We start from the raw sequence: 23416 nt of genomic DNA, 5'->3' as shown, positions 1-23416 counted from the left end.
AGGGGTGAACAACGTTCACCCCCGCACCCCGGTTCCTTTGCACCGTCATGACATGGATCACGTGGGCGGCGGAGTGTAGCAGAGGTGCGCCAGGACCTTGTGAAGGGGCGCACGAGCAACCCCCCAGGGCTGGGTGGATACTCGATCCCATGAGCACCACGGAGCGTCCCAGGATCCTCGTAGTAGGCGGCGGGTACGTAGGCCTGTACGCAGCTCGGCGCATCCTCAAGAAGATGCGCTATGCGGAAGCGACCGTCACGGTCGTCGACCCGCGGTCGTACATGACCTACCAGCCCTTCCTGCCCGAAGCCGCCGCCGGCAGCATCTCGCCGAGGCACGTCGTCGTCCCGCTGCGACGCGTCCTCCCCAAGGCCGAGGTGCTCACCGGTCGGGTCACCACCATCGATCAGGACCGCAAGGTCGCCACCGTCGCGCCGCTCGTCGGCGAGGCGTACGAGCTGCCTTTCGACTACCTCGTCATCGCGATGGGCGCGGTCTCCCGCACCTTCCCGATCCCCGGCCTCGCCGAGCAGGGCATCGGCATGAAGGGCATCGAGGAGGCCATCGGCCTGCGCAACCACGTCCTCGAGCAGCTCGACAAGGCCGACTCGACCACTGACGAGGAGGTCCGCCGCAAGGCGCTGACCTTCGTCTTCGTGGGCGGCGGCTTCGCCGGCGCGGAGACCATCGGCGAGGTCGAGGACCTGGCCCGTGACGCGTCGAAGTACTACCAGAACGTCAAGCGCGAGGACATGCGCTTCGTCCTGGTCGACGCGGCCGACAAGATCCTCCCCGAGGTGGGCCCCAAGCTCGGCCTGTACGGCAAGGAGCACCTCGAGGGCCGCGGTATCGAGATCTACCTCGAGACCTCGATGGACTCCTGCGTCGACGGCCACGTCGTGCTGAAGAACGGCCTCGAGGTCGACTCCAACACGATCGTGTGGACCGCCGGTGTGAAGCCGAACCCGGCGCTCTCCCGCTTCGGTCTGCCGCTCGGCCCCCGCGGCCACGTGGACTGCAACGAGAAGCTCCAGATCAACGGCCTCGACTACGCGTGGGCCGCGGGCGACAACGCCCAGGTGCCGGACATGGTCGGCCGCAAGGCCGGCAACCCGAACGCCTGGTGCCCGCCGAACGCCCAGCACGCGCTGCGTCAGGCGAAGGTCCTCGGCGACAACGTGGTGGCCGGCATGCGCGGCTTCCCGCAGGCCGACTACAGCCACGCCAACAAGGGCGCCGTGGCCGGCCTCGGCCTCCACAAGGGCGTCGCGATGATCGTCATGGGCAAGGTGAAGATCAAGCTCAAGGGCCGTCTCGCCTGGTACATGCACCGCGGCTACCACGGCATGGCCATGCCGACCTGGAACCGCAAGATCCGCGTCTTCGCGGACTGGACCCTCGCGATGTTCCTCAAGCGCGAGGTCGTCTCGCTCGGCGCCATCGAGACGCCGCGCGAGGAGTTCTACGAGGCCGCCAAGCCCGCCCCCGCCCCGGCCGCGCCGGCGCAGGAGAAGGCCAAGGCCTCCTAGGGCACCGCAGTACACGCAATACCCCGAAAGGGCCGTCCGCCATCCGTGGTGCGGACGGCCCTTCGCGTGTTTTGCCGAGGTGTTGCGCTGCGCCGGGATGGGAAACGCCTACGCAGGGTGTTCCCTTGGTGACGAGCATTTCTGGGGCACGAGATCACGGAGGTGTGCACCATGGCCGACGCCGCGTCGCGGCTGACGACTCTCGCCGAGGAACTCCTCGGAGGACCGCTCCCGGTCCGACTGCGAGCCTGGGACGGCAGCGAAGCCGGCCCCGCGGGCGCCCCCGTCCTGATCGTCCGTGACCGCCGCGCCCTGCGGAGAATGATCTGGAAGCCCGGCGAACTGGGTCTTGCCCGCGCCTGGGTGGCCGGGGAGCTCGACGTCGAAGGGGACCTGTACGAGGTCCTGGACCGGATCTCGGGCCTCCTCTGGGAGCGCCCCGAGGACACCAGGAGCCGCCTCACGGCCCTGCGCGACTCCGTACGGGACCCGAAGCTCCGCGCCGCCGCCCGCGCCCTGCTGCGGCTCGCCGGGCCGTTCCCGCCCCCGCCGCCGCCCGCCGAGGAGATGCGCGGCCGCAGCGGCCACAGCCACAGCAGGCGCCGCGACAAGCAGGCGATCAGTCACCACTACGACGTGGGCAACGACTTCTACGAGATCGTCCTCGGCCCGTCCATGGTCTACTCCTGCGCCTACTGGACGGCGGACGGCACCCTGGAGGACGCCCAGCGCGACAAGCTGGACCTCATCGCCCGCAAGCTGAACCTCACGGAGGGCGACCGGCTCCTCGACGTGGGGTGCGGATGGGGCTCCATGGCCCTGCACGCCGCCCGCGAGTACGGCGCCCGGGTCGTCGGCATCACCCTCTCCCGCGAGCAGGCCGCCTACGCCCGCAAGCGCGTCGCGGACGAGGGCCTCACCGACCTCGTGGAGATCCGCGTCCAGGACTACCGGGACGTCGCGGACGGCCCGTACGACGCGATCTCCTCGATCGGCATGGCCGAGCACGTCGGGGCCGTGAAGTACCGGGAGTACGCCGACACGCTGTACGGGCTCCTCAAACCCGGCGGTCGGCTCCTCAACCACCAGATCTCCCGCCGCCCCGAGCCCGACGAGGAGGCCTACGAGATCGACCCCTTCATCGACGCGTACGTCTTCCCGGACGGCGAACTCGCCCCCATGGGCCGGACACTGTCCACCCTGGAGGACGCCGGCTTCGAGGTCCGCGACGTCGAGGCGATCCGCGAGCACTACGCGCTCACCCTGCGCCGGTGGGTGGCCAACCTGGAGCGGGAGTGGGACCGGGCGGTCCGGCTCACCTCGCCCGGCCGGGCCAGGATCTGGCGGCTCTACATGGCGGCCTCCGCCGTCTCCTTCGAACGCAACCGGATCGGCGTGAACCAGTTCCTCGCCGTGAAGACCCCGCTGTCGGGGAAGAGCGGGACGGCGCTGCGGCCGCGCGTCTGGAACGAGAAGACGGACTGAGCGGGCGGACTGAGCGGACGGACCGAGCGGACGGACTGAGCCGGATACGGCGAAGGGCCGGCCTCCCCGGGTGGGCAGACCGGCCCTTCGCCGGGGAGTTCCTACTCGGCCTTGATGGCCGAGAGCATGTTCAGCCGCGCGGCGCTCCGGGCCGGCCACAGGGAGGCGAGGACGCCGACCAGGGCGGCCAGGACCAGGAAGAGCCCGATCCGGTCCCAGGGCAGGACCAGGGAGTAGCCCGGCAGGCTGTCGGCGAAGGTCTCGCCGATGGCCCAGCCGAGGAACGCGCCCAGGCCGATGCCGACGACCGCGCCGAACACCGAGATGACCACGGCCTCCAGACGGACCATCCGCTTCACACGGCGCCGGTCGAGACCGATCGCCCGCAGCATGCCGATCTCCTGCTGACGCTCGAAGACGGACATCGCGAGGGTGTTGACGACACCGAGGATGGCGATGAGCAGGGCCATCGCGAGCAGGCCGTAGACGATGTTCAGGAGCAGGTTGATCTGCCCGCCGAAGGTGTCACGGATGTCCTTCTCGTCCATGATGCTGATGGCCGGGTTGTCGCCCAGCGCCTTCGCCAGCGCCTTCTCGTTGGCGGCGGACGCGCCGCCGTCCGTCTTCACGAAGATCTGCGGCGTGTAGGCCCGCTGCTCGTGCGCCGTGATGGTCTTGTGGTCGATCAGGACCGGCGAGACGAACTCGCTGTCCTTGTAGACCGCGCCGATCGTGAGCTCGGCCTTGGCCTTGTCGAGGTACTCGACCGGGACGGTGTCGCCGACCTTCAGGCCGCGCTTCGTCGCGGTCTTCTCCGCGACGGCGATCTTGCCGTCCTTGAGGGAGCCGAGCGAGCCGGTCACGACGTCGAGCTTGAGGACCTTCTCGACGTCGCCGGGGGTGACGCCGGAGGCCGAGGCGAAGTCGCCCTTGATCTTCAGGGCGCCGGCCTGCTGCGGGGAGACCGCCGTGACGCCCGCGGCCTTCTCCAGGGCGGTCAGCGCCTCCTGGCTGAGGCTCTCGCCACTGGCCATGGTGATCATGTAGTCGGCCTTGATCTGGTCGACCGTCATCTTGTCCAGGGCGCTGCCGACGGTCGCGCCGAGCACCGAGAGGCCGGTGACCAGGGTCAGACCGATGGCGAGCGCGGAGGCGGTGGCGCCGGTACGGCGCGGGTTGCGGACCGCGTTGAGGCCGGCGAGCTTGCCGGAGACCCCGAAGACGCTCACGAAGAGCGGGCGGATCAGCGCGATCACGGGCCGGGACAGGAACGGGATCAGCACGATGACACCGATGAGGGTGACGAAGGCGCCCCCCGCGATGAGCATGCGGCCCTCGTCGCCGCCCTGGCCGGCGCCGAGCACGATCAGGACCACGCCGAGCGCGGTGAGCGCGGCGCCGATGGAGTTCCGCACGACGAGCGACTTGCCGCTGGGGGTGGAGTGGACGCTGCTCATGGCGGCGACCGGCGGGATCTTCGCGGCGCGGCGGCCCGGCAGCCAGGCGGCGAGCATCGTGATGAGGACGCCGACGCCGAAGGCGGCGAGGACGGGGGTGGCTTCGAGGACGAGCGGGCCGCCCGGAACCTTCAGGTCGAAGGCGCTCATGGCGGAGCGGAGACCGGCGGCGAGACCGACGCCCAGGGCGTAGCCGACGGCCGAGGCGACGAGACCGACGAGACCGGCCTCGGCGAGGACGGAGCGGGTGATCTGCTTGCGCGAGGCACCGACCGCACGCATCAGCGCCAGTTCCTTGGTGCGCTGCGCGACCAGCATGGTGAAGGTGTTGGAGATCAGGAAGACGCCGACGAAGAGGGCGATGCCCGCGAAGCCGAGCAGGACCTGGTTGAGGTTGCCGAGGCCGGACTCGATGTCCTTGGCCTGTTGGTCGGCGAGGGCCGCGCCGGTCTGGGCCGTGGCGGACTTCGGGACGACCTTCAGGACCTCGGTGAGGATCTTGTCCGCGTCGGTGCCGGGGGCGGCGGTGACGGTCAGGTCCCGGAAGAACCCGGGCTTCAGGTAGAGCTTCTGGGCGACGGGGGTGTCGAAGAGGATCAGGCTGCCGCCCGCGTTGACGGCGCCGTCCTCGGTCGTGAAGACACCGGAGAGGGTGTACTCCTTCACCGGGCCGTTGGTGGCGACGCGGACGCTGTCGCCGACCTTGTAGCCGCCCTTGTCGGCGGTGTCCTTGTCCAGGGCGATCTGACCCGCCTCGACCGGTCCGGCGCCCGCGGTGAAGGCGTACGCGCGGTCCTTGCCGTCCTTGCCGGGCGCGAAGTTGGTGCCCTTGTTGGACCAGCCGACGCCGATCAGCTTGCCGTCCTTGTCGGGGACACCGGCGAAGCCGTCGACGCGGGCGGAGACGGAGGCGACGCCGTCGAGCTTCCCGACGCGGTCGACGACCGCCTGCGACAGGCCGGGGGTCTTCTGGGCCTCCGCGTCGCTCGGGTACATGTTCACGGCGACGGCGACGTCGTCGTAGCTCTTGGCGGACTGGCTGCGGAAGGCGCTGGAGAGGGTGTCGGTGAAGACGAGGGTGCCGGAGACGAAGGCCACGCCGAGCATCACGGCGAGGACGGTCATCAGCAGTCTCGCCTTGTGCGCGAGGACGTTGCGCAGGGCGGTACGGAACATGGGTGTGTCCTGAAGGAGGGTGGGGCGGGACGGAGGTCGGGGCGGCGTGACGCTTCGGCGTCGCTCGCGTCAGCTCGTACGGCCCTTGGCGTCGAAGGCCTTCATGCGGTCGAGCACCCCGTCCGCCGTCGGGTGCAGCATCTCGTCGACGATCCGGCCGTCGGCGAGGAAGATCACGCGGTCCGCGTAGGAGGCGGCGACCGGGTCGTGGGTGACCATGACGACGGTCTGGCCCAGCTCGCGGACCGAGTTGCGCAGGAAGCCCAGGACCTCGGCGCCGGAGCGCGAGTCCAGGTTTCCGGTCGGCTCGTCGCCGAAGATGATCTCCGGGCGGGAGGCCAGGGCGCGGGCCACGGCCACGCGCTGCTGCTGGCCGCCGGAGAGCTCGGTGGGGCGGTGGCTGAGCCGGGCGGAGAGGCCGAGCATGTCGATGACCTGCTGGACCCACTGCTTGTCGGCCTTGCGGCCCGCGATGTCCATCGGCAGCGTGATGTTCTCCAGGGCCGTCAGCGTCGGCAGCAGGTTGAAGGCCTGGAAGATGAAGCCGATCTTGTCCCGGCGGAGCTGGGTGAGCTGCTTGTCCTTGAGGGTGGAGAGCTCGGTCTCGCCGATCCGCACCGAGCCGGAGGAGAAGGAGTCCAGACCGGCGACGCAGTGCATCAGGGTCGACTTGCCGGAGCCGGAGGGGCCCATGATCGCGGTGAACTCGCCCTGCCGGAAGTCGACGGTGACGTGGTCGAGCGCGACCACCTGGGTCTCGCCCTGTCCGTAGACCTTCGAGAGATCCGTGGCGCGGGCGGCCACCGCGGTGGCGCGGGACACGGTGGGGGTGGTGGTCACGAGGGGGACTCCTGTCACTGCGGGGCTGCTGCGGGAACCCCTCCATCGTGTCGAGCGTTACGGCCCGGGACGTCCGTCCACGTGCCCGTTCTCGGGGCAGTCTCGAGTCGGACCGGAGCCGCCGATCCTCCTCCTGAGGTATGACGGCGTCCCTGAGAGACGGCTTCGAGCCGACGTGACAGACGTGCGACGACTTTTCGTCATTCCGGTGGGCTCGGCTTTGCGCCTGCGACCCCCGTCACAGTTCGGCGAAAAGCCTCCCACCTGCACTGACGCACCCTCAGGCGTCAATAAAATAAGACAACATCGGGCTGATCTTCCGCTGAACGAGGGAAGGGGCCCGGATAGGCTCCTGTGCCAACGCGGAGCTTCGCGGAACGCCCGGATGGTGGAATACGCAGACACGGCGAGCTTAAACCTCGCTGGCCCTCGGGCCGTACCGGTTCAAGTCCGGTTCCGGGCACCACCCCGGGCCGCAGGCGAGTGCCTGGGGCCCGGCGCAGTCCCTCCGTCAGCCCTTCGGGAGACGGTCGACCAGCCAGGAGCCGACTGGGTCCAGAGCGACTGATCCGCGGTCGGAGCGACGAGGACCACGTCGAGACCGTGTGCGTGCAGCTCCGCGAGGAGCGGGTACGAGCCGTCGGTGAGGCTCGCCGTCAGCGCCTCCAGGTCCGTACCGGGCGCTCCGACCACTGCCAGGTCGTGCTCGGTGCAGTGGCCATCAGTTCTCCCGAGCGGGTGGGTACATGTACGGGAGGAGCGTCGTGGAGCGGTGCGCTCCGGTGTGGGGGAAGATCGAAATCTTCCGGGAAAAGATCCTCCCCGAGCACTAGGGAGTTTCTTTTGCCTACGCATTACCCTTGACGCAAGGCCGCGCCGTGCGGTCTGCCATGGAGGAGTGAGATGAGGAGCAGCAACCCGGTCTTCTCGCGACGGGGGTTCAGCCGCGACAACGGCTACGCGGTGAACGCGCAGCAGCCGCAGGCCGGGGGCCCCGCCGTCGGAACCAACCCGTACGCCACCGGCAACCCGTACGCCGAGGGTGCGACGAACCCGTACGCCACCAACCCGTACGCCCCGCAGGACGCCGCGCTCGGCGCCCCGCAGCAGGCCCGCGGCAACGTGATGACGATCGACGACGTCGTGAGCCGTACGGCCATGACGCTCGGCACGGTCGTGCTCACCGCCGTCCTGTCCTGGTTCCTGCTGCCGGTCGACTCGGCCAACCTGGGCAAGTCGTACGGCATCGCCATCGGCGCCGCGCTCGTCGCGTTCGTCCTGGCGATGGTGCAGTCCTTCAAGCGCAAGCCGTCTCCCGCGCTGATCCTGGGCTACGCGGCCTTCGAGGGCGTCTTCCTCGGTGTGATCTCGGCCGCCGTCTCGACGTACATCGCCGACGGCGTGGTCATCCAGGCGGTCCTGGGCACGATGGCGGTCTTCGCCGGTGTCCTGATCGCCTACAAGATGGGCTGGATCCGGGTCAACCGACGCTTCTACGGCTTCGTGATGGCCGCCGCCATGGGCTTCATGCTGCTCATGGTGGTCAACCTCCTCTTCGCCGTCTTCGCCGGCGGTGACGGCCTCGGCTTCCGCAGCGGTGGCCTCGGCATCCTCTTCGGTGTCATCGGCGTCATCCTGGGCGCCTGCTTCCTCGCCCTCGACTTCAAGCAGGTCGAGGACGGCGTGAACTACGGCGCGCCGCGCGAGGAGGCCTGGCTGGCCGCCTTCGGTCTCACCATGACCCTGGTGTGGATCTACCTGGAGATGCTGCGTCTGCTGTCGATCCTGCAGGGCGACGACTGACGCGTCAGAGCTCGGGGGAAGGGCCCGTCCGGCTTCGTGCCGGGCGGGCCCTTTCCGCGTGTACGGGGGCCTGTCGCGCCGCGTCGAGGAGGACGCGGGCGGCGGCCCGGGCGGCGCGTAGGGTGACGGGGTGCGTGATACGAGTGAACTGACCGCCGCCGTCGAGCGCTTCGCCGACCGGCTGCGGGCCGCCCCGCAGAGCCGCCTCCAGCGCGGGGCCGCGGCCGAGGGGCTCGCGCTCGCCCGGGAGCTCGCGGTGCGCGCCCAGCGCGCCGAGAACCCGGAGCGGGAGCCGCTGACGATGCCGGACGCGGGGGTCTTCACCGTCGCCGACCAGCTCGTCGTCGCCGGGAACGACCTGGCGGAGATCCTGCGAACGGCCCCGGCCGATTCCCGCGAGGGGGAACTGGGCGAGGCCGTGAGGCTGGTACGTGAGGCGGCGGAGCGCTCGGGGCTCTGAGGCCTCTGGGGCTCCCAGAGGCTGACGCCGCCTTGCTGCGGGGGCTTGCGGGGGCTGTGGGGCCTTGTGGGGGCTACAGCGAGGCGATGACGCGGTCCGCCAGGATGTAGACGTTCTCCTCGTCCGTGTCGCCGTACGAGAAGGTGAGCGCGAAGGCGCCCGAGACGCCCGAGCCGCCGAGCAGCACCGGGGCGCGGCCCGCGCGCAGGGCCTCGGCGAGGCGCTCCGCGGTCTCGCGGTGGCCGGGGGTCATGCAGAGCGTCGTACCGTCCGCGAAGACGTACACGTCCAGGGTGCCGAGCGGGCCCGGGCGCACGTCGGTCAGCGCCGTGCGGTCGTCCGCGAGCTCCTCGAGACGGGCCACCGTCCGCTCGTGGTCGGTGACGACCGGGGTCTGCACCGGCACGAAGTCCGGGTGCGAGGGGTGGCGGCGGCGGGCCGCGGCCAGCTCCGCGGAGTCCTCGGGGAACTCGTCCAGCGGGTCGGCGAAGTCGGCGACGCCGTCGAGCGAGGCGGCCTCCGCCTCCATGGCCTCCAGGGCCATCGCCTCCAGGCCCACGAAGTCGGCCTGGCGCGGGACGAAGAAGGCACCGTCCTCGACCGGGCCGCCGAGCCCGCCGAGCAGGGACGGCGCGTCGGCCGCGTCACGGGCCTCCTGCGCGGCCCAGAAGGCACGGGCCTCCGCGAGCTCGCGCTCGCGCTCCTCGGCCAGCGCCTCGGCGACCGCGGCCCGTATCTCCGCGGCGGGCGTGGCGCGCGCCGCGGGGACCTTGGCGCCGCGGGCGGCCGCCAGCTCAGTGCGGAGGCCGGTGACCTCCTTGCGGAGACCGTGGACGGCGTGCAGGGCAGCAGCGCCCACGGCCGTGGCAGCGGCCGTGGTCAGCAGCAGGGCAAGAGACATGGCGCTCACTGACGAACTCCCGATTCCGAGTCGATCCCCCGACTTCCTACATCAGCTTGTCCTGGGGTGGTGCTCGCTGTCAGTGCATTACGTCACGAATTGGACAGGTATTTCGGCCGGGCGTTTAGTCCCAAGACTGCTCTGACCTGCGAAAACGAACTCCCCCGGGACGTAGGTCACATCCTGGGGGAGATTCGGTCACGGCTCGGACGCGGAGCGGTTGAGTGCTCCCCGCTCGGGTGATTACGAGAGGCGCTCGATGACCATGGCCATGCCCTGGCCGCCGCCGACGCACATGGTCTCCAGGCCGAACTGCTTGTCGTGGAACTGGAGGCTGTTGATGAGGGTGCCGGTGATGCGGGCGCCCGTCATGCCGAAGGGGTGGCCGACGGCGATCGCGCCGCCGTTGACGTTCACCTTGTCCAGATCCAGACCCAGGTCCTGGTAGGACGGGATGACCTGGGCGGCGAAGGCCTCGTTGATCTCGGCCAGGTCGATGTCGCCGATGGTCAGGCCGGCGCGCTTGAGGGCCTGCTTGGACGCCTCGACCGGGCCGAGGCCCATGATCTCGGGGGAGAGGCCGGAGACGCCGGTGGAGACGATGCGGGCGAGCGGGGTCAGACCGAGCTCGCGGGCCTTCGTGTCCGACATGATCACGAGCGCGGCGGCGCCGTCGTTCAGCGGGCAGCAGTTGGCGGCGGTGACCAGGCCGTCGGGGCGGAAGACCGGCTTGAGGCCCTGCACGCCCTCCAGGGTGACGCCGGCGCGCGGGCCGTCGTCGCCGGAGACGACGGTGCCGTCCGGCAGCGTCACGGGGGTGATCTCGCGCTCCCAGAAGCCGTTCTTGATGGCCTGCTCGGCGAGGTTCTGCGACCGTACGCCGAACTCGTCCATCTCCTGGCGGCTGATGCCCTTCCAGCGGGCCAGGTTCTCGGCGGTCTGGCCCATCGCGATGTACGCGTCCGGGACGATGCCGTCCTCGCGCGGGTCGTGCCACGCGGAGCCCTCGGAGGCGGCGACCGCGGCGGTGCGGGCCTCGGCGTCGGCGAAGAAGGGGTTGTGCGTGTCGGGCAGCGAGTCCGAGTTGCCCTTCACGAAGCGGGACACCATCTCGACACCGGCCGAGATGAAGACGTCGCCCTCGCCGGCCTTGATGGCGTGCAGCGCCATGCGGGAGGTCTGGAGCGAGGAGGAGCAGTAGCGGGTGACCGTGCAGCCCGGCAGGTGGTCCATGCCCATCTGCACGGCGACGATCCGGCCCAGGTTGTTGCCCTGCTCGCCGCCGGGCAGACCGCAGCCCAGCATCAGGTCGTCGATGTCGCGGGGGTCGAGCTCGGGCACCTTGGCCAGGGCGGCCTGGATGATGGTCGCGGTGAGGTCGTCCGGCCGCAGGTCCTTGAGGGAGCCCTTGAAGGCCCGTCCGATGGGAGAGCGGGCGGTCGAGACGATCACGGCTTCGGGCATCACGGCTCCATGAGGGTGCGGAGTGAGCGGACTGAAAGGGAAGTTACCCGTACGTACCGCATGTGGTCACCGGCCCGGACGTGTGATGCGGACCTCTTTTCTAAGCGTATGCTCAGTTGGCTGGAGTCTCCGTCGATGGGGTGGTGCCGGCCGGTGTCTCCGTGATCTCCTCCGCGCCCCCGGCTACCGGGAGGCGCCGCCGGCGGCGGTGCTTGAGGAGCGCCCACGGCGCACGCGCGGCCGTGACCTCCGTGCCCGCCTCCTTCGCCGCCTCGGCCGCCGCCTTCGCCACCGGCAGGATGTTCTCCCGCCGCGCCGGCTCCAGCCGGTCGGTTTCCGGCCACACGCCGAGCGACGCGCACAGCGTCGGCAGCACCGCCATCGCCGCCGTCGCGTACCCCTCCGCCGACGGGTGGAAGTTGTCCACGCCGAACATCTCGCGCGGATTCGCCGCGAACTCGGGGCCGAGCAGATCGCCCAGCGACACCGTCCGCCCGCCCTGCTCCACCACCACGATCGTCTGCGCCGCAGCCAGCTGCCGCGAGGCCCGCCGGGCCAGCCAGCGCAGCGGCTGGTAGACCGGTTCGATCGTCCCCAGGTCGGGGCAGGTCCCGACCACCACCTCCGCGCCCGCCGTCCGCAGCCGCCGCACCGCCGCCGTGAGGTGCCGCACCGACTCCGTGGGCGGCATCCGGTGCGTCACGTCGTTCGCCCCGATCATGATCACGCAGACGTCGGGCACCCCCACCGGCTGGGCGAGGAGCAGCGAGACCTGGCGCTCCAGGTCGTCCGAGCGCGCCCCCGACAGCGCCACGTTCCGCAGGACCACCGGCCGCTCGGCCACCGCCGCGAGCCCCGAGGCGAGCAGCGCGCCCGGCGTCTGACCCGCGCGGCGGACCCCCTGGCCCGCCGCCGTGGAATCACCCAGAAGGGCCAGTCGCAGGGGCCCCTCCGTACCGAAGGAACGGCCGTAGAAGCCGTCCGACACCGGCGGCAGGGGCGCCGTCCCGTTCCCCACCGATCTCTTCGCCAGCTGCATCTCGGTCAGCAGGAGCCCGACCGCGGCCACGCCGAGGAGACCGATGCTCCCGCCGCCGTAGGCCGCTCCCGCCGCGATCCGCCGTGCCACCCTCGCCCTCGACATCGGGGCCGTCACCTCCTCGAACCGTTCGGGGTCTTCAAGCCGTTCAGGGTCTAACTGCCCCGTAAGCCGCTCCGACTACGCATACGCTGGCCACACCATTACGGAGACCCCGGAGATTACGGTGCAATTCCACGACTCGATGATCAGCCTCGTCGGCAACACCCCGCTGGTGAAGCTCAACAACGTCACGGCGGGCATCCAGGCAACCGTCCTGGCCAAGGTCGAGTACTTCAACCCGGGCGGGTCGGTCAAGGACCGCATCGCCGTCCGCATGATCGAGGCGGCCGAGCAGAGCGGCGCGCTCAAGCCCGGCGGCACGATCGTCGAGCCCACGTCCGGGAACACCGGCGTCGGCCTCGCGATCGTGGCCCAGCAGAAGGGCTACAAGTGCATCTTCGTCTGCCCCGACAAGGTGTCCCTCGACAAGATCAACGTGCTGCGGGCGTACGGCGCCGAGGTCGTCGTCTGCCCCACGGCCGTGGATCCCGAGCACCCGGACTCGTACTACAACGTCTCGGACCGGCTCGTCCGTGAGACGGCCGGTGCCTGGAAGCCCGACCAGTACTCCAACCCGAACAACCCGCGCTCCCACTACGAGACCACCGGTCCCGAGCTCTGGGACCAGACGGACGGGAAGATCACCCACTTCGTGGCGGGTGTCGGCACCGGCGGCACCATCTCCGGCACCGGCAACTACCTCAAGGAGGTCAGCGGCGGCTCCGTCAAGGTCATCGGCGCCGACCCCGAGGGCTCCGTCTACTCGGGCGGTTCCGGCCGGCCGTACCTGGTCGAGGGCGTCGGCGAGGACTTCTGGCCGACCGCGTACGACCGGAACGTCACGGACCGGATCGTCGCCGTGTCCGACAAGGACTCGTTCCAGATGACCCGCCGCCTCGCCAAGGAGGAGGGCCTGCTCGTCGGCGGCTCCTGCGGCATGGCCGTGGTCGCCGCCCTTGAGGTCGCCAAGGAGCTGGGCCCCGACGACGTCGTCGTGGTGCTGCTCCCGGACTCCGGCCGCGGCTACATGTCCAAGATCTTCAGCGACGAGTGGATGGCCGGACACGGCTTCCTGGAGGACACCTCCACCGCCACCGTCGCGGACGTCCTGCGGCACAAGGAGGGCGTCATGCCCTCCCTCGTCCACATGCACCCGGACGAGACCGTCGGCCAGGCCATCGAGGTGCTGCGCGAGTACGGCGTCTCCCAGATGCCCATCGTCAAGCCCGGCGCCGGCCACCCCGACGTGATGGCCGCCGAGGTCGTCGGCTCGGTCGTCGAGCGCGAGCTCCTCGACGCGCTCTTCACGAAGCGGGCCTCCCTGGAGGACCCGCTGGAGCACCACATGAGCGCGCCGCTGCCGCAGGTCGGCTCCGGCGAGCCCGTCGCCGACCTGATGTCCGTCCTCGGCGAGGCCTCCGACGCGGCGATCGTCCTGGTCGAGGGCAAGCCGACCGGTGTCGTCAGCCGCCAGGACCTGCTGGCCTTCCTGGCCAACGGCGGCGCGAAGTAGTCCGCACGACGGGCGGTGCGGGGTGCGTGAAGCCGTTCGTACAACTGGTACGAGGGCGTCACGTACCCGCAGCACCCGCTTAACACGCGTCCGGCACATTGGTGGTCGTCGGCGTCACGGACTTCCGGAGCGGCTCCCGGGCCTCCACAGACGCCGCGGACGCGGAGACCGGCCCTGACCCGGGCCCGTGTCCCACGCGGGGACCGCCGTCGTCCCGCCCCCCTTCACCGGGGGTGCGGCGGTCCCCGCGCCACTCCTTCCCCTCCCTCCACCCGACTGCATATCCTTATGCAGAGTTAGTCGTGGATGAATAGGCGGAAGGGGGACGGACGGCATGAGCGACAGCCCGGCCGGACGGCTGCAGGCGCTCTTCGAGGGGCACCGGCTGACGCCGACGCAGCGGCGCATCGCGCACTGCATGGTGCGGCGCGCCGCCGATGTGCCGTTCCTGTCCAGCGTCGAGCTCGCCGAGCTCGCCGGGGTCAGCCAGCCCTCCGTCACCCGCTTCGCCGTCGCCCTCGGCTTCGACGGGTATCCGGCGCTCCGCCGCCATCTGCGGGAGGTCGCGCCCCCGGAGCCCGGCGCCGCCGCCGCGGAGAAGGGCGGCGAGGGCCACAACGAGTACCAGCAGGCCGTGCTCGCCGAGATCGAGAACCTCCGGCACCTGGCCGGGCTGCTCGCCGACCCGAAGCCCGTCGAGCGGGCCGGCCGGCTCCTCGCCTCCTCCCGCCCGCTGCTCGTCCTCGGCCTGCGGGCCGCCTCCTCGCAGGCGCGCGGCTTCGCCTACTTCGCCGCCAAGGTGCACCCCGACGTCCGGCTCCTCGACGAGGGCGGCTCGATGCTCACGGACCGCGTCGACGCGGCCGTACGGGCCGGGGCGACGGCGCTGCTCTGCTTCGCGCTGCCCCGGCATCCCCGGGAGGTCGTCGAGGCCCTGGAGTACGCGCGGGCGGCCGGGCTCACGGTCGTGGCCGTCGCCGACTCGGCGTTCGCGCCCGTCGCCGCCCACAGCGACCTGCTGATCCCGGCCGCCGTCGGCACGGGGCTCGCCTTCGACACCGCCTGCGCGCCGATGATGCTCGGCCGGGTCCTCCTGGAGGCCATGGCGGACGAACTCCCTGACGCGCAGGCGCGCCTGGAGGAGTTCGACACGAAGGCGGCCGCGCGGGGCCTGTTCGTCGAGTAGGCGGCGCCCCGGGGATCAGACCTGGAGCTCGGCCGCGATCTTCTTGAGCTGGTGGCGGGCCATCGCGAGGTTCGCGCGCTCCTTGTCCAGGGCGAGGTACAGGAACAGGCCGTTCGCGCCCTGCCCCTTGAGCAGCAGGATCAGGTGGTACTGCCGGCCGAGGGTGATCAGGATGTCCTCGATCGCGTCGCCGAGGCCGAGCATCTCCATCGCACGGACCTTGGCCCGGACCACGTCGGTGTTGCCCGCCGCGGCCACGTTCAGGTCGAGCTCCTTGCCGCCGCCGATGGTGCCGAGCGCCATGCCGCTCGTGTAGTCGACGAGCGCCGCGCCGATGGCGCCTTCGATCGCGGCGGCTTCCTTGAGGGAGGTCTCGGTGTTCGCCATGGTGTCGCACTTCCTTTTCGTGTTCTGCTGCGTGTTCTGCTGCGTGTTCTTCGTGGGTTGCTTCGGACTTCGGGTCAGATCAGGTCTTTGCGCTCCAGCGCTCCGTCGACGAGCTCGCCTATCCGGGCGCTGGACCTGCGGGCCTCCAGATGGAGCCGTCCCACGTTGATCCGGGGCTCGGCGAGCAGCGTCAGGACGGCCGCGCCGCCTGCCGCGTACGTCGCCACGTAACCGCTCTCGCCGCGGACGAGGAGCTCGCGGAAGCGGCCCTGGCCCGTGCAGTCGGTCAGTCGCTGGCCGACGCCGAGCGCCGCCGCCGTCAGGGCGGCCACGCTCTCCGCCTCGCCGTCGACGGTGTCGTGGGCGAGGACGAGGCCGTCGGCGCTGGCCGCGAGGGCTCCGGTCAGCTGGGGCAGCCGGGCCCGCAGCCGTCTGAGTTCGCCGAGGACCTCTGTTTCCGCAGTCATGAGCTGTCTCCTCTCGGCGCGCAGGCGCAGGGCACGTCTCATCACAGATGTGCCTCCAGGGCGTCACGGAGCCGGCGCAGCAGGGCGATGTCGGGGTCGGCCACCTGCGGGGCCGCCAGGAGCGGTTGCGGGGGCGGTACGGGTTCGGGGCCGGGTTCCGGCGGGGTCTCGACGAGTCCGGCGGCGGCGAGCCGCCGGACGTCGAGGAGCGTGTGGAAGGCGGGGCGGCCGAGCAGCCGGGCGAGCTCCGCCGGGGTCCGCTCCCCGTCGGCCAGGGCGAGCAGGGCGCGCTGCCGGGCCCCGACGGTCTGGCCGGGGGCGGCGGGGCGCGGCACGACCGGGGCGCTGTCGACGGAGGCGTACGGCCAGACGGCGTCGAGGAGCTCGCGGCGGCGTACGGTCTCGCGCTCGACGGCCTCGGCGGAGACCGGCCGCACCGTGCCGAACCAGTGCCCGACCCCGTACCGGAAGCGGGTCGGTCCGCTGGTGGGGGAGAGGGCGAAGAAGGCCGCGTCGAAGACGGCGCCGAGGTGGCAGATCTCCAGCTCGCCGTCGTGCAGCCGGCCGCTGTCGACGAGGAAGCGGCCGACGGCGCGGTGGGCGCCGGCGCGGTCGACGGCCTCGTCCCAGCCTTCGCGGGGCAGGCGTCCGCCGGTGGTCAGGAGGACGTCGACGCCGGGGGCGGCGGGGCTTTCGGCGTGTACGACGCGGCCGTCGACGAGGTAGAGCGTGCCGTGGTCGCGCAGCAGTGCGCCGGTGGCCTTCTCCGCGGCGAGCCGGACCAGCATCGGGGAGACGGGTGGTGCGGGTGGTGCGGCGACGGGGCTCATCCGAGGACCAGCCTCTCGGCGAGATCGCGGAGGCGTATGCGGGCGAGGGCGAGGTTGCCCTGGTCGCGGTCGAGCCAGAGGTGGAGGAAGACGCTGCTGTCGAAGGACGTCTCGACGAAGCGGAGGACGTGGTAGCCGGCGCGGGTGGTGACGATCAGGTCCTCGACGGGCGGGCCGGGCGGGGGCGCCGCCTCTCCCGCCTTGCCCGCCTCGCCCGTGTCGCCTGTCGCCGCGAAGGAGTCGAACTCGGCTGCAGCACGGGCGAGTTCGGCGGTCTCGGCGGCCGTGGTCTCATGGTCCCCGGTGGGGGACTCGCCCGCCGTCCCGAGCGCGAGCCCGCTGGTCCAGTCGACCAGGGAGGCTCCGCGAGCGCCTGGCAGGGCCATGGCCTCCAGCAGGCACTCGTCGATTCCGGGCACGCGGATTCCCCTCCCGATACGGCGCGCGAACGAACGGCGGTGACGGTGACGTTACTGAACGTTCCGGCCTGCGGGGGGTGTTCTGGCATTTTCCATCGGAACATGCCGGACGGTGGCGGGAATTGACCGATCCGTTTGCGTCAGGCGCGGGACTCGACGGCGTTCGCGATGTCGGTCAGGTCCTTCCTGAGCGCCTTGGCGACGGCCTTCGCGCCGAAGCGGGCGAGCAGCCGGGCGACGAATCCGGGCTTGCGGCCGCTCGCCGGACCGCCCGAGAAATGCATCCGCAAGATCGTGCCCCCGTCGCCGTCTGCCTTGAGGGTGAGCTCGGAGACGTAGTGCATGCCGTGCGAGTCGGCGACCGTGACGTACCGGTCGGGCGGCACGCACTCGGTCACGGTCATCTCCTCGGTGGCCTCCTTGCCCAGCATCCGCCGCGTCTCGCGCCAGCGCGTGCCCACGCCGAAGCCGCCTTCGGTGAGCACCTCGACCTTCTCGACGCCCGAGAGGACGCGGGGCATGTCCCGGAGGTCGGTGATCGCCTCCCAGACGCGGCCGGGGGAGGCGGCGACCCGGCGCTCGACGACGACGGAGGTGGTGTCCGAATCCGTTCCAGTCATGTCCTCATCGAAGCCGGGGCGCAGCGCCCGCGCTACCCGACGGGTGCGTTCGCGTGTGCCCCGCCGGGCTAACCGACGAGGGCGTTCGCGTGGGCCCCGCCCGCCTCCGCGACGATCTCGTCGAGCGTCTGGGGCTTCCGTACCGTCGAGAAGGCCACCGCCCCGTCCTCGGCCACCGTGAAGCCGTGGATCCCGGGCCGGGGCAGGCTGTTGTACGCGTAGTGGTGGGCGAAGTAGTACGCGCCGGTGTCCGGGACCGCCACGACGTCGCCGGGGTGCAGCAGCGGCAGCTCCCGGCCGATGGCGAGGAGGTCCCCGGTGAAGCAGGCGGGGCCCGCCACGTCCTGGACGGTGACGTCCCCGGCGCGGGGGCGGCCCTCGGCGTCGTACGCGAGGATCCGCAGCGGCCAGGAGTCGGGGGCGTAGACCGTACGGGTGGCGAGCTGGACGCCCGCGTGGGTGACGGCGATCGGGCGGCCCCCGGAGGTCTTCGTGTACTCCACCCGGGCGAGGACCGTGCCGTGCTTGGCGAGCAGGGAGCGGCCGAACTCGGTGACGAGCCGGTAGCGGCCGTCGAGGAGGCCGGGCACGGTGTCGGCGAGCAGCCGGGCGTACTCGGCGTACGTCGGCGTCTCCTCGTCGGAGGCGAAGTTGACCGGCAGGCCGCCGCCGATGTCGAGGGTGTCGATCTGCTGCCGGCCCGCCTTGTGGTTGATCTCCTCGGCGAGGGCGTAGGCCTCCCCGACGCCTTCGGCCATCAGGGCGAGCGGGACGCCCTGGGAGCCGGTGTGGGTGTGCAGCCGGGTCAGCCAGGGCCGGTCCAGGTAGGCCTGGACGACGCCGGCGCGGGCGCCCTCGTCGCGGAGGGCCACCCCGAACTTGGAGGTGGCGGTCGCCGTCGAGAGCGCGCCGATGGAACCGGCTCCGACCTGCGGGTTCACCCGGAGTCCGAGGGGGGAGGCGGTGGGCGCGGAGGCGACGAGCGCGTCGAGGCGGTCCAGCTCCTGGAGGTTGTCGGCGTTGACGGCGATCCCGAGCGCGAGGGCCTGGCGCAGCTCGGCCGGGGTCTTGGCGGGGGAGTCGAGCACGGTGTGGGTGGGCGGGATCCCGGCGGCGCGGGCGAGGGCGAGCTCGCCCGGGCTGGCGACCTCGACACCGAGCCCCGCGTCGTGGAGGAGGCGCAGGACGGGGACGAGCGGGGCGGCCTTGACGGCGAAGGCGTGGAGGACGTGGGCGTCGGTGACGGCGGCGAAAGCGCTGGTCAGGGCTGCGGCGGAGGCGCGGATGCCGGTGGTGTCGAGGAGCGCGACGACCGGCTCGGCGGGGGAGAGGAGTCCTTGGTCGACGGAGGCTCGGACGGCGAGATCACGACGGTAGGAGGCCATGCGGCCCATCCCATCATTTCGACTCACCGAGAAGGGTGAAGCCCGTCCTGTTGACTACATCTATTCAGCGCGCCAAGATGTGAATATCTGATCGACATTCGAGGAGGCACCCCCATGTCAGGACCCCGCCCCGTCCGAGCAGCGCGCGGTACGGAACTGAGCGCCCTGGGATGGCAGCAGGAAGCCGCCCTCCGGATGCTCCAGAACAACCTCGACCCCGAGGTCGCCGAGCACCCCGACAAGCTCGTCGTCTACGGCGGCACCGGCAAGGCCGCCCGCGACTGGCGCTCGTACGACGCCATGGTCCGCACCCTGCGCACCCTGAAGCAGGACGAGACGATGCTCGTCCAGTCCGGCCGCCCCGTCGGCGTCATGCAGACCCACGAGTGGGCCCCGCGCGTCCTCATCGCCAACTCCAACCTGGTCGGCGACTGGGCGAACTGGGAGGAGTTCCGGCGCCTGGAGCAGCTCGGCCTCACCATGTACGGCCAGATGACCGCCGGCTCCTGGATCTACATCGGCACCCAGGGCATCCTCCAGGGCACGTACGAGACCTTCGCCGCCGTCGCCGCCAAGAAGTTCGGCGGCACCCTGGCCGGCACCATCACCCTCACCGCCGGCCTCGGCGGCATGGGCGGCGCCCAGCCCCTCGCCGTGACGATGAACGACGGCGTCGCGATCTGCGTCGACGTCGACCCGCGCGCCATCGAGCGCCGCATCGAGCACCGCTACCTGGACGTGAAGGCCGACGACCTCGCCCACGCGCTCCAGCTGGCCACCGAGGCGCGCGACGCCCGCCGCCCGCTCTCCATCGGCCTCCTCGGCAACGCCGCCGAGCTGCTCCCGCAGATGCTCGCCGAGGGCGCCCCGATCGACATCGTGACCGACCAGACCTCGGCCCACGACCCGCTGGCCTACCTGCCGGTCGGCGTCGCCTTCGAGGACATGGCCGACGCCGCCGCCAAGGACCCGGCCGGCTTCACCACCCGCGCCCGCGAGTCGATGGCCAAGCACGTCGAGGCCATGGTCGGCTTCATGGACGCCGGCGCCGAGGTCTTCGACTACGGCAACTCGATCCGCGGCGAAGCCCAGCTCGCCGGCTACGACCGGGCCTTCGCCTTCCCCGGCTTCGTCCCCGCCTACATCCGCCCGCTGTTCTGCGAGGGCAAGGGCCCCTTCCGCTGGGCCGCGCTCTCGGGCGAGGCGAGCGACATCCACAAGACGGACAAGGCGCTCCTGGAGCTCTTCCCGGAGAACGAGTCCCTGCACCGCTGGATCAAGATGGCCGGCGAGCGCGTCCACTTCCAGGGCCTCCCGGCGCGCATCTGCTGGCTCGGCCAGGGCGAGCGCGACAAGGCCGGCGACATGTTCAACGACATGGTCGGCAACGGCACCCTCGCCGCGCCCCTCGCGATCGGCCGCGACCACCTCGACTGCGGCTCGGTGGCCTCCCCGTACCGCGAGACCGAGGCCATGCTCGACGGCTCCGACGCCATCGCCGACTGGCCGCTCCTCAACGCCATGGTCAACGTCGCCTCCGGCGCCTCCTGGGTCTCCATCCACCACGGCGGCGGCGTCGGCATGGGCCGCTCCATCCACGCGGGCCAGGTCACGGTCGCCGACGGCACCCCGCTGGCCGGCGAGAAGATCCGCCGCGTGCTCACCAACGACCCGGGCATGGGCGTCATCCGCCACGTCGACGCGGGCTACGACATCGCGGAGCGCGTCGCCGACGAGAAGGGCGTCCGCGTCCCGATGCGCGAGGGCTCCGACGACGAGGCCTCGGCGTGAGCGCGAGCTTCCACGCCATGTGGCAGTCGCTGCGGCCCATCGGCCGCAGCGACGCCTCGGGCGGCTACCGCCGCTACGCCTGGACCGGCGCCGACGCCGACTGCCGGCTCTGGTTCCGGATGCAGGCCGAGGCCCGCCGCCTGGACGTCGAGACCGACCGCAACGGCAACCAGTGGGCCTGGCTCGGCGACCCCACCGCCGGTGACGCCGTCGTCACCGGCTCCCACCTGGACTCCGTCCCCGACGGCGGCGCCTTCGACGGCCCCCTCGGCGTCGTGTCCGCCTTCGCCGCGCTCGACGAACTCCGCTCCCGCGGGGCCGTTTTCCGGCGCCCCCTCGCCATCGTCAACTTCGGCGACGAGGAAGGCGCCCGCTTCGGCCTCGCCTGCGTCGGCTCCCGCCTCACCGCGGGCCGGCTGACGAAGGAGCAGGCGTACGAGCTCCGCGACGCCGACGGGATCAGCCTCCCGCAGGCGATGGAGGCCGCCGGCTACGACCCGGACGCCATCGGCCCCGACCCGGAGCGCCTCGCGCGGATCGGCGCCTTCGTCGAGCTGCACGTCGAGCAGGGCCGGGCCCTGGACCTGTCCGGGGACGCCGTCGGCCTCGCCTCCGCGATCTGGCCGCACGGCCGCTGGCGCTACGACTTCGCCGGCGAGGCGAACCACGCCGGCACCACCCGGCTCGTCGACCGCCGCGACCCGATGCTCACCTACGCGGAGACGGTCCTCGCCGCCCGCCGCGAGGCCGAACTCGCGGGAGCCGTCGCCACCTTCGGCAAGATCGCGGTCGAGCCGAACGGCGTCAACGCGATCCCGTCCCTCGTCCGCGGCTGGCTCGACGCCCGCGCCGCCGACCAGGGCGCTCTGGACAAGGTCGTCACGGGCATCGAGGCGGAGGCCCGCGCCTACGCCGACCGCCACGGCATCGACCTCACGGTCGTCCAGGAGTCCTTCACCCCGATCGTGGACTTCTCGCACGCACTGCGCGACGAGCTGTCCCGGCTCCTGGGCGCGTCGGGGAAGGTGCCGGTCCTCGGCACGGGCGCGGGACACGACGCGGGAATCCTCTCCGAATCGATCCCGACCGCCATGCTGTTCGTACGGAACCCCACCGGCGTCTCGCACTCCCCGGCCGAATTCGCGGCCGAGGACGACTGCGCGGCCGGGGTCCTCGCACTCGCCGACGTACTGGAGGGCCTGGCGTGTCGCTGACGACGTACTGGCTGGAGCACGCCTGGCTCGACACGAACGTCGAGCCGGGCGTGGCCCTCGACGTGTCGGACGGCCGCATCACCGCCGTACGCACCGGGGCCGACACCCCGCCCCCGGGCGCGGTCGTCCTCCGCGGCCTGACGATCCCGGGCCTTTCCAACGCCCACTCGCACGCCTTCCACCGCGCCCTGCGCGGCACGGTCCAGGTCGGCTCCGGCACCTTCTGGACCTGGCGCGAGGTGATGTACACCGTCGCCCAGCGCCTCACCCCCGACAGCTACTTCGCCCTCGCCCGCGCCGTGTACGCGGAGATGGCGCTCGCCGGCATCACCTCCGTCGGCGAGTTCCACTACCTGCACCACGCGCCCGGCGGCAGCCCGTACGCCGACCCCAACGCGATGGGCGAGGCCCTGATCGCCGCGGCGGCCGAGGCGGGCATCCGCATCACCCTCCTCGACACCGCCTACCTCTCCTCCGGCTTCGGTGCCGCGCCCGACAAGCACCAGCTCCGCTTCACCGACGGCACCGCCGAGCGGTGGGCCGAACGCGTGTCGGCCCTCAAGGAGCGGGACGGCGTACGCATCGGAGCGGCGATCCACTCCGTACGGGCGGTCCCGGCGGACCAGCTCGCCACGGTCGCCGCGTGGGCACAGGACAGGGAGGCTCCTCTCCACGTCCATCTGTCGGAGCAGACCGCCGAGAACGACGCCTGCCTCGCGGCGCACGGCCTCACCCCCACCCAGCTCCTCGCCGAGCACGGTGTCCTGGGCCCCCGCACCACGGGCGTCCACAACACGCACCTGACGGACACGGACATCGCCCTCCTCGGCACGTCGACGACCGGCACCTGCATGTGCCCGACGACCGAACGCGACCTCGCGGACGGCATCGGACCGGCGGTCGCCCTCCAGCGCGCGGGCTCCCCGCTCTCCCTGGGCAGCGACAGCCACGCGGTCATCGACCTCCTGGAAGAGGCGCGGGGCATGGAGCTGAACGAGCGCCTGCGCACCCGCACCCGCGGCCACTGGACGGCCGCCGCCCTGCTCAGGGCCGCCACCGCCGACGGCCACGCGGCCCTCGGCTGGCCGGACGCGGGCACCCTGGAGGCCGGCGCGCTCGCCGACTTCACGACGATCGCGCTGGACACGGTCAGGACAGCGGGACCGGTACCGCGTCTGGCAGCAGAGACGGCGGTATTCGCCGCGTCGGCAGCGGACGTCCGGCACACGGTCGTGGCCGGCCGTCACGTCGTACGGGACGGGGCGCACCACTCCGTACCGGACGTGGCCGGCGCCCTCGCGGACTCGATCGCCGCCCTGCGCGGCTGAAACGGCCGAAACGGCTGAAG

General features: G+C 71.6%; 20 protein-coding genes and 1 tRNA gene. 10 read left to right on the top strand and 11 right to left on the bottom strand.

What is annotated here, in order from left to right; all coding sequences use genetic code 11:
* The first annotated feature begins 149 nt into the window (after positions 1-149).
* Both ACIBG6_RS28270 and ACIBG6_RS28265 read left to right on the top strand, forming a co-directional pair.
* Entirely contained in the window at positions 150-1529 is a 1380-nt protein-coding gene (locus ACIBG6_RS28270) for an NAD(P)/FAD-dependent oxidoreductase (RefSeq protein WP_399225469.1), read from the top strand.
* 171 nt (positions 1530-1700) lie between these two features.
* Positions 1701-3014 carry a class I SAM-dependent methyltransferase gene (locus tag ACIBG6_RS28265; protein ID WP_399225468.1) on the top strand — a complete coding sequence of 438 codons (1314 nt, stop codon included), beginning with the start codon at positions 1701-1703 and terminating at the stop codon, positions 3012-3014.
* Between the two features lie 101 nt (positions 3015-3115).
* Here the strand turns inward: ACIBG6_RS28265 and ACIBG6_RS28260 are convergent, their stop codons facing one another.
* Positions 3116-5647 carry an ABC transporter permease gene (locus ACIBG6_RS28260; protein WP_399225467.1) on the bottom strand — a complete coding sequence of 844 codons (2532 nt, stop codon included), beginning with the start codon at positions 5645-5647 and terminating at the stop codon, positions 3116-3118.
* A gap of 69 nt (positions 5648-5716) precedes the next feature.
* On the bottom strand, positions 5717-6487 hold the full coding sequence (locus ACIBG6_RS28255) for an ABC transporter ATP-binding protein (protein WP_317596006.1): 771 nt from the start codon (positions 6485-6487) through the stop codon (positions 5717-5719).
* 379 nt (positions 6488-6866) lie between these two features.
* Between ACIBG6_RS28255 and ACIBG6_RS28250 the strand changes: the two genes are divergently transcribed.
* The 3 genes from ACIBG6_RS28250 to ACIBG6_RS28240 all read left to right on the top strand — a co-directional run bounded on the left by ACIBG6_RS28250 (position 6867) and on the right by ACIBG6_RS28240 (position 8750).
* Positions 6867-6953: transfer RNA gene (locus ACIBG6_RS28250), tRNA-Leu, on the top strand.
* Positions 6954-7390: 437 nt separating this feature from the next.
* A complete protein-coding gene (locus ACIBG6_RS28245) occupies positions 7391-8290 on the top strand; it encodes a Bax inhibitor-1/YccA family protein (RefSeq protein ID WP_329623074.1) in 900 nt (299 codons plus the stop codon).
* Positions 8291-8420: 130 nt separating this feature from the next.
* Positions 8421-8750 (top strand): hypothetical protein, encoded by a 330-nt coding sequence (locus ACIBG6_RS28240; protein ID WP_329623077.1) that lies wholly within the window; start codon positions 8421-8423, stop codon positions 8748-8750.
* A 73-nt stretch (positions 8751-8823) separates the two neighbouring features.
* On the opposite strand, the gene ACIBG6_RS28235 is transcribed toward ACIBG6_RS28240, so the two are convergent.
* From ACIBG6_RS28235 to ACIBG6_RS28225, 3 genes are all read right to left on the bottom strand, one after another.
* Positions 8824-9660: a hypothetical protein gene (locus ACIBG6_RS28235; protein ID WP_399225465.1), complete on the bottom strand. Its 837-nt coding sequence runs from the start codon at positions 9658-9660 to the stop codon at positions 8824-8826.
* A 234-nt stretch (positions 9661-9894) separates the two neighbouring features.
* Positions 9895-11115, bottom strand: coding sequence for an acetyl-CoA C-acetyltransferase (locus ACIBG6_RS28230; protein WP_399225464.1), 1221 nt, complete (start codon positions 11113-11115; stop codon positions 9895-9897).
* Between the two features lie 112 nt (positions 11116-11227).
* The gene (locus ACIBG6_RS28225) at positions 11228-12259 is read right to left on the bottom strand and encodes an SGNH/GDSL hydrolase family protein (RefSeq protein ID WP_399225463.1); all 1032 of its coding nucleotides are present in this window, start codon (positions 12257-12259) and stop codon (positions 11228-11230) included.
* Positions 12260-12380: 121 nt separating this feature from the next.
* On the opposite strand from ACIBG6_RS28225, the gene ACIBG6_RS28220 reads away from it, so the two are divergent.
* Both ACIBG6_RS28220 and ACIBG6_RS28215 read left to right on the top strand, forming a co-directional pair.
* Complete coding sequence (locus ACIBG6_RS28220) at positions 12381-13769, top strand: cystathionine beta-synthase (protein ID WP_399225462.1); 1389 nt, start codon at positions 12381-12383, stop codon at positions 13767-13769.
* A 334-nt stretch (positions 13770-14103) separates the two neighbouring features.
* Positions 14104-14955 carry a MurR/RpiR family transcriptional regulator gene (locus tag ACIBG6_RS28215; protein WP_399225461.1) on the top strand — a complete coding sequence of 284 codons (852 nt, stop codon included), beginning with the start codon at positions 14104-14106 and terminating at the stop codon, positions 14953-14955.
* A gap of 15 nt (positions 14956-14970) precedes the next feature.
* Here ACIBG6_RS28215 and ACIBG6_RS28210 read toward each other — a convergent pair whose 3' ends face one another.
* From ACIBG6_RS28210 to ACIBG6_RS28185, 6 genes are all read right to left on the bottom strand, one after another.
* On the bottom strand, positions 14971-15342 hold the full coding sequence (locus ACIBG6_RS28210) for a hypothetical protein (RefSeq protein WP_399225458.1): 372 nt from the start codon (positions 15340-15342) through the stop codon (positions 14971-14973).
* A 74-nt stretch (positions 15343-15416) separates the two neighbouring features.
* Positions 15417-15809 (bottom strand): roadblock/LC7 domain-containing protein, encoded by a 393-nt coding sequence (locus tag ACIBG6_RS28205; protein WP_399225457.1) that lies wholly within the window; start codon positions 15807-15809, stop codon positions 15417-15419.
* 41 nt (positions 15810-15850) lie between these two features.
* Complete coding sequence (locus ACIBG6_RS28200; protein ID WP_399225456.1) at positions 15851-16639, bottom strand: transcriptional regulator; 789 nt, start codon at positions 16637-16639, stop codon at positions 15851-15853.
* Positions 16636-17058: a hypothetical protein gene (locus ACIBG6_RS28195; RefSeq protein ID WP_399225455.1), complete on the bottom strand. Its 423-nt coding sequence runs from the start codon at positions 17056-17058 to the stop codon at positions 16636-16638. Before ACIBG6_RS28195 ends, ACIBG6_RS28200 begins: the two co-directional genes overlap by 4 nt.
* 140 nt (positions 17059-17198) lie before the next feature.
* The gene (locus tag ACIBG6_RS28190; RefSeq protein ID WP_399225452.1) at positions 17199-17678 is read right to left on the bottom strand and encodes an SRPBCC family protein; all 480 of its coding nucleotides are present in this window, start codon (positions 17676-17678) and stop codon (positions 17199-17201) included.
* 68 nt (positions 17679-17746) lie between these two features.
* A complete protein-coding gene (locus ACIBG6_RS28185) occupies positions 17747-19072 on the bottom strand; it encodes a diaminopimelate decarboxylase (protein WP_399225774.1) in 1326 nt (441 codons plus the stop codon).
* Between the two features lie 105 nt (positions 19073-19177).
* On the opposite strand from ACIBG6_RS28185, the gene hutU reads away from it, so the two are divergent.
* Genes hutU through ACIBG6_RS28170 form a run of 3 tightly spaced genes read left to right on the top strand, consistent with a single transcriptional unit; the run spans position 19178 to position 23396 of the window.
* Positions 19178-20854 (top strand): urocanate hydratase, encoded by a 1677-nt coding sequence (hutU, locus tag ACIBG6_RS28180; RefSeq protein ID WP_399225451.1) that lies wholly within the window; start codon positions 19178-19180, stop codon positions 20852-20854.
* Complete coding sequence (locus tag ACIBG6_RS28175; RefSeq protein ID WP_399225450.1) at positions 20851-22068, top strand: allantoate amidohydrolase; 1218 nt, start codon at positions 20851-20853, stop codon at positions 22066-22068. Before hutU ends, ACIBG6_RS28175 begins: the two co-directional genes overlap by 4 nt.
* A complete protein-coding gene (locus ACIBG6_RS28170; RefSeq protein WP_399225449.1) occupies positions 22059-23396 on the top strand; it encodes a formimidoylglutamate deiminase in 1338 nt (445 codons plus the stop codon). The genes ACIBG6_RS28175 and ACIBG6_RS28170 overlap by 10 nt, the downstream gene beginning before the upstream one ends.
* The last annotated feature ends 20 nt before the right edge of the window (positions 23397-23416 follow it).

Source organism: Streptomyces sp. NPDC050842 (assembly GCF_044456565.1).
Classification (GTDB): domain Bacteria; phylum Actinomycetota; class Actinomycetes; order Streptomycetales; family Streptomycetaceae; genus Streptomyces.
Note: the sequence above shows the minus strand (reverse complement) of the source record. Positions and strands in the feature narration are given on the sequence as shown.

Bases quoted from the DNA above. Each gene is read 5' to 3' on its own strand.
- ACIBG6_RS28225 (WP_399225463.1), bottom strand. From the start codon at position 12,259: ATGTCGAGGGCGAGGGTGGCACGGCGGATCGCGGCGGGAGCGGCCTAC.
- ACIBG6_RS28260 (WP_399225467.1), bottom strand. From the start codon at position 5,647: ATGTTCCGTACCGCCCTGCGCAACGTCCTCGCGCACAAGGCGAGACTG.
- ACIBG6_RS28215 (WP_399225461.1), top strand. From the start codon at position 14,104: ATGAGCGACAGCCCGGCCGGACGGCTGCAGGCGCTCTTCGAGGGGCAC.
- ACIBG6_RS28200 (WP_399225456.1), bottom strand. From the start codon at position 16,639: ATGAGCCCCGTCGCCGCACCACCCGCACCACCCGTCTCCCCGATGCTG.
- ACIBG6_RS28265 (WP_399225468.1), top strand. From the start codon at position 1,701: ATGGCCGACGCCGCGTCGCGGCTGACGACTCTCGCCGAGGAACTCCTC.
- ACIBG6_RS28185 (WP_399225774.1), bottom strand. From the start codon at position 19,072: ATGGGCCGCATGGCCTCCTACCGTCGTGATCTCGCCGTCCGAGCCTCC.
- ACIBG6_RS28190 (WP_399225452.1), bottom strand. From the start codon at position 17,678: ATGACTGGAACGGATTCGGACACCACCTCCGTCGTCGTCGAGCGCCGG.
- ACIBG6_RS28245 (WP_329623074.1), top strand. From the start codon at position 7,391: ATGAGGAGCAGCAACCCGGTCTTCTCGCGACGGGGGTTCAGCCGCGAC.
- ACIBG6_RS28205 (WP_399225457.1), bottom strand. From the start codon at position 15,809: ATGACTGCGGAAACAGAGGTCCTCGGCGAACTCAGACGGCTGCGGGCC.
- ACIBG6_RS28210 (WP_399225458.1), bottom strand. From the start codon at position 15,342: ATGGCGAACACCGAGACCTCCCTCAAGGAAGCCGCCGCGATCGAAGGC.
- ACIBG6_RS28270 (WP_399225469.1), top strand. From the start codon at position 150: ATGAGCACCACGGAGCGTCCCAGGATCCTCGTAGTAGGCGGCGGGTAC.
- ACIBG6_RS28230 (WP_399225464.1), bottom strand. From the start codon at position 11,115: ATGCCCGAAGCCGTGATCGTCTCGACCGCCCGCTCTCCCATCGGACGG.
- hutU (WP_399225451.1), top strand. From the start codon at position 19,178: ATGTCAGGACCCCGCCCCGTCCGAGCAGCGCGCGGTACGGAACTGAGC.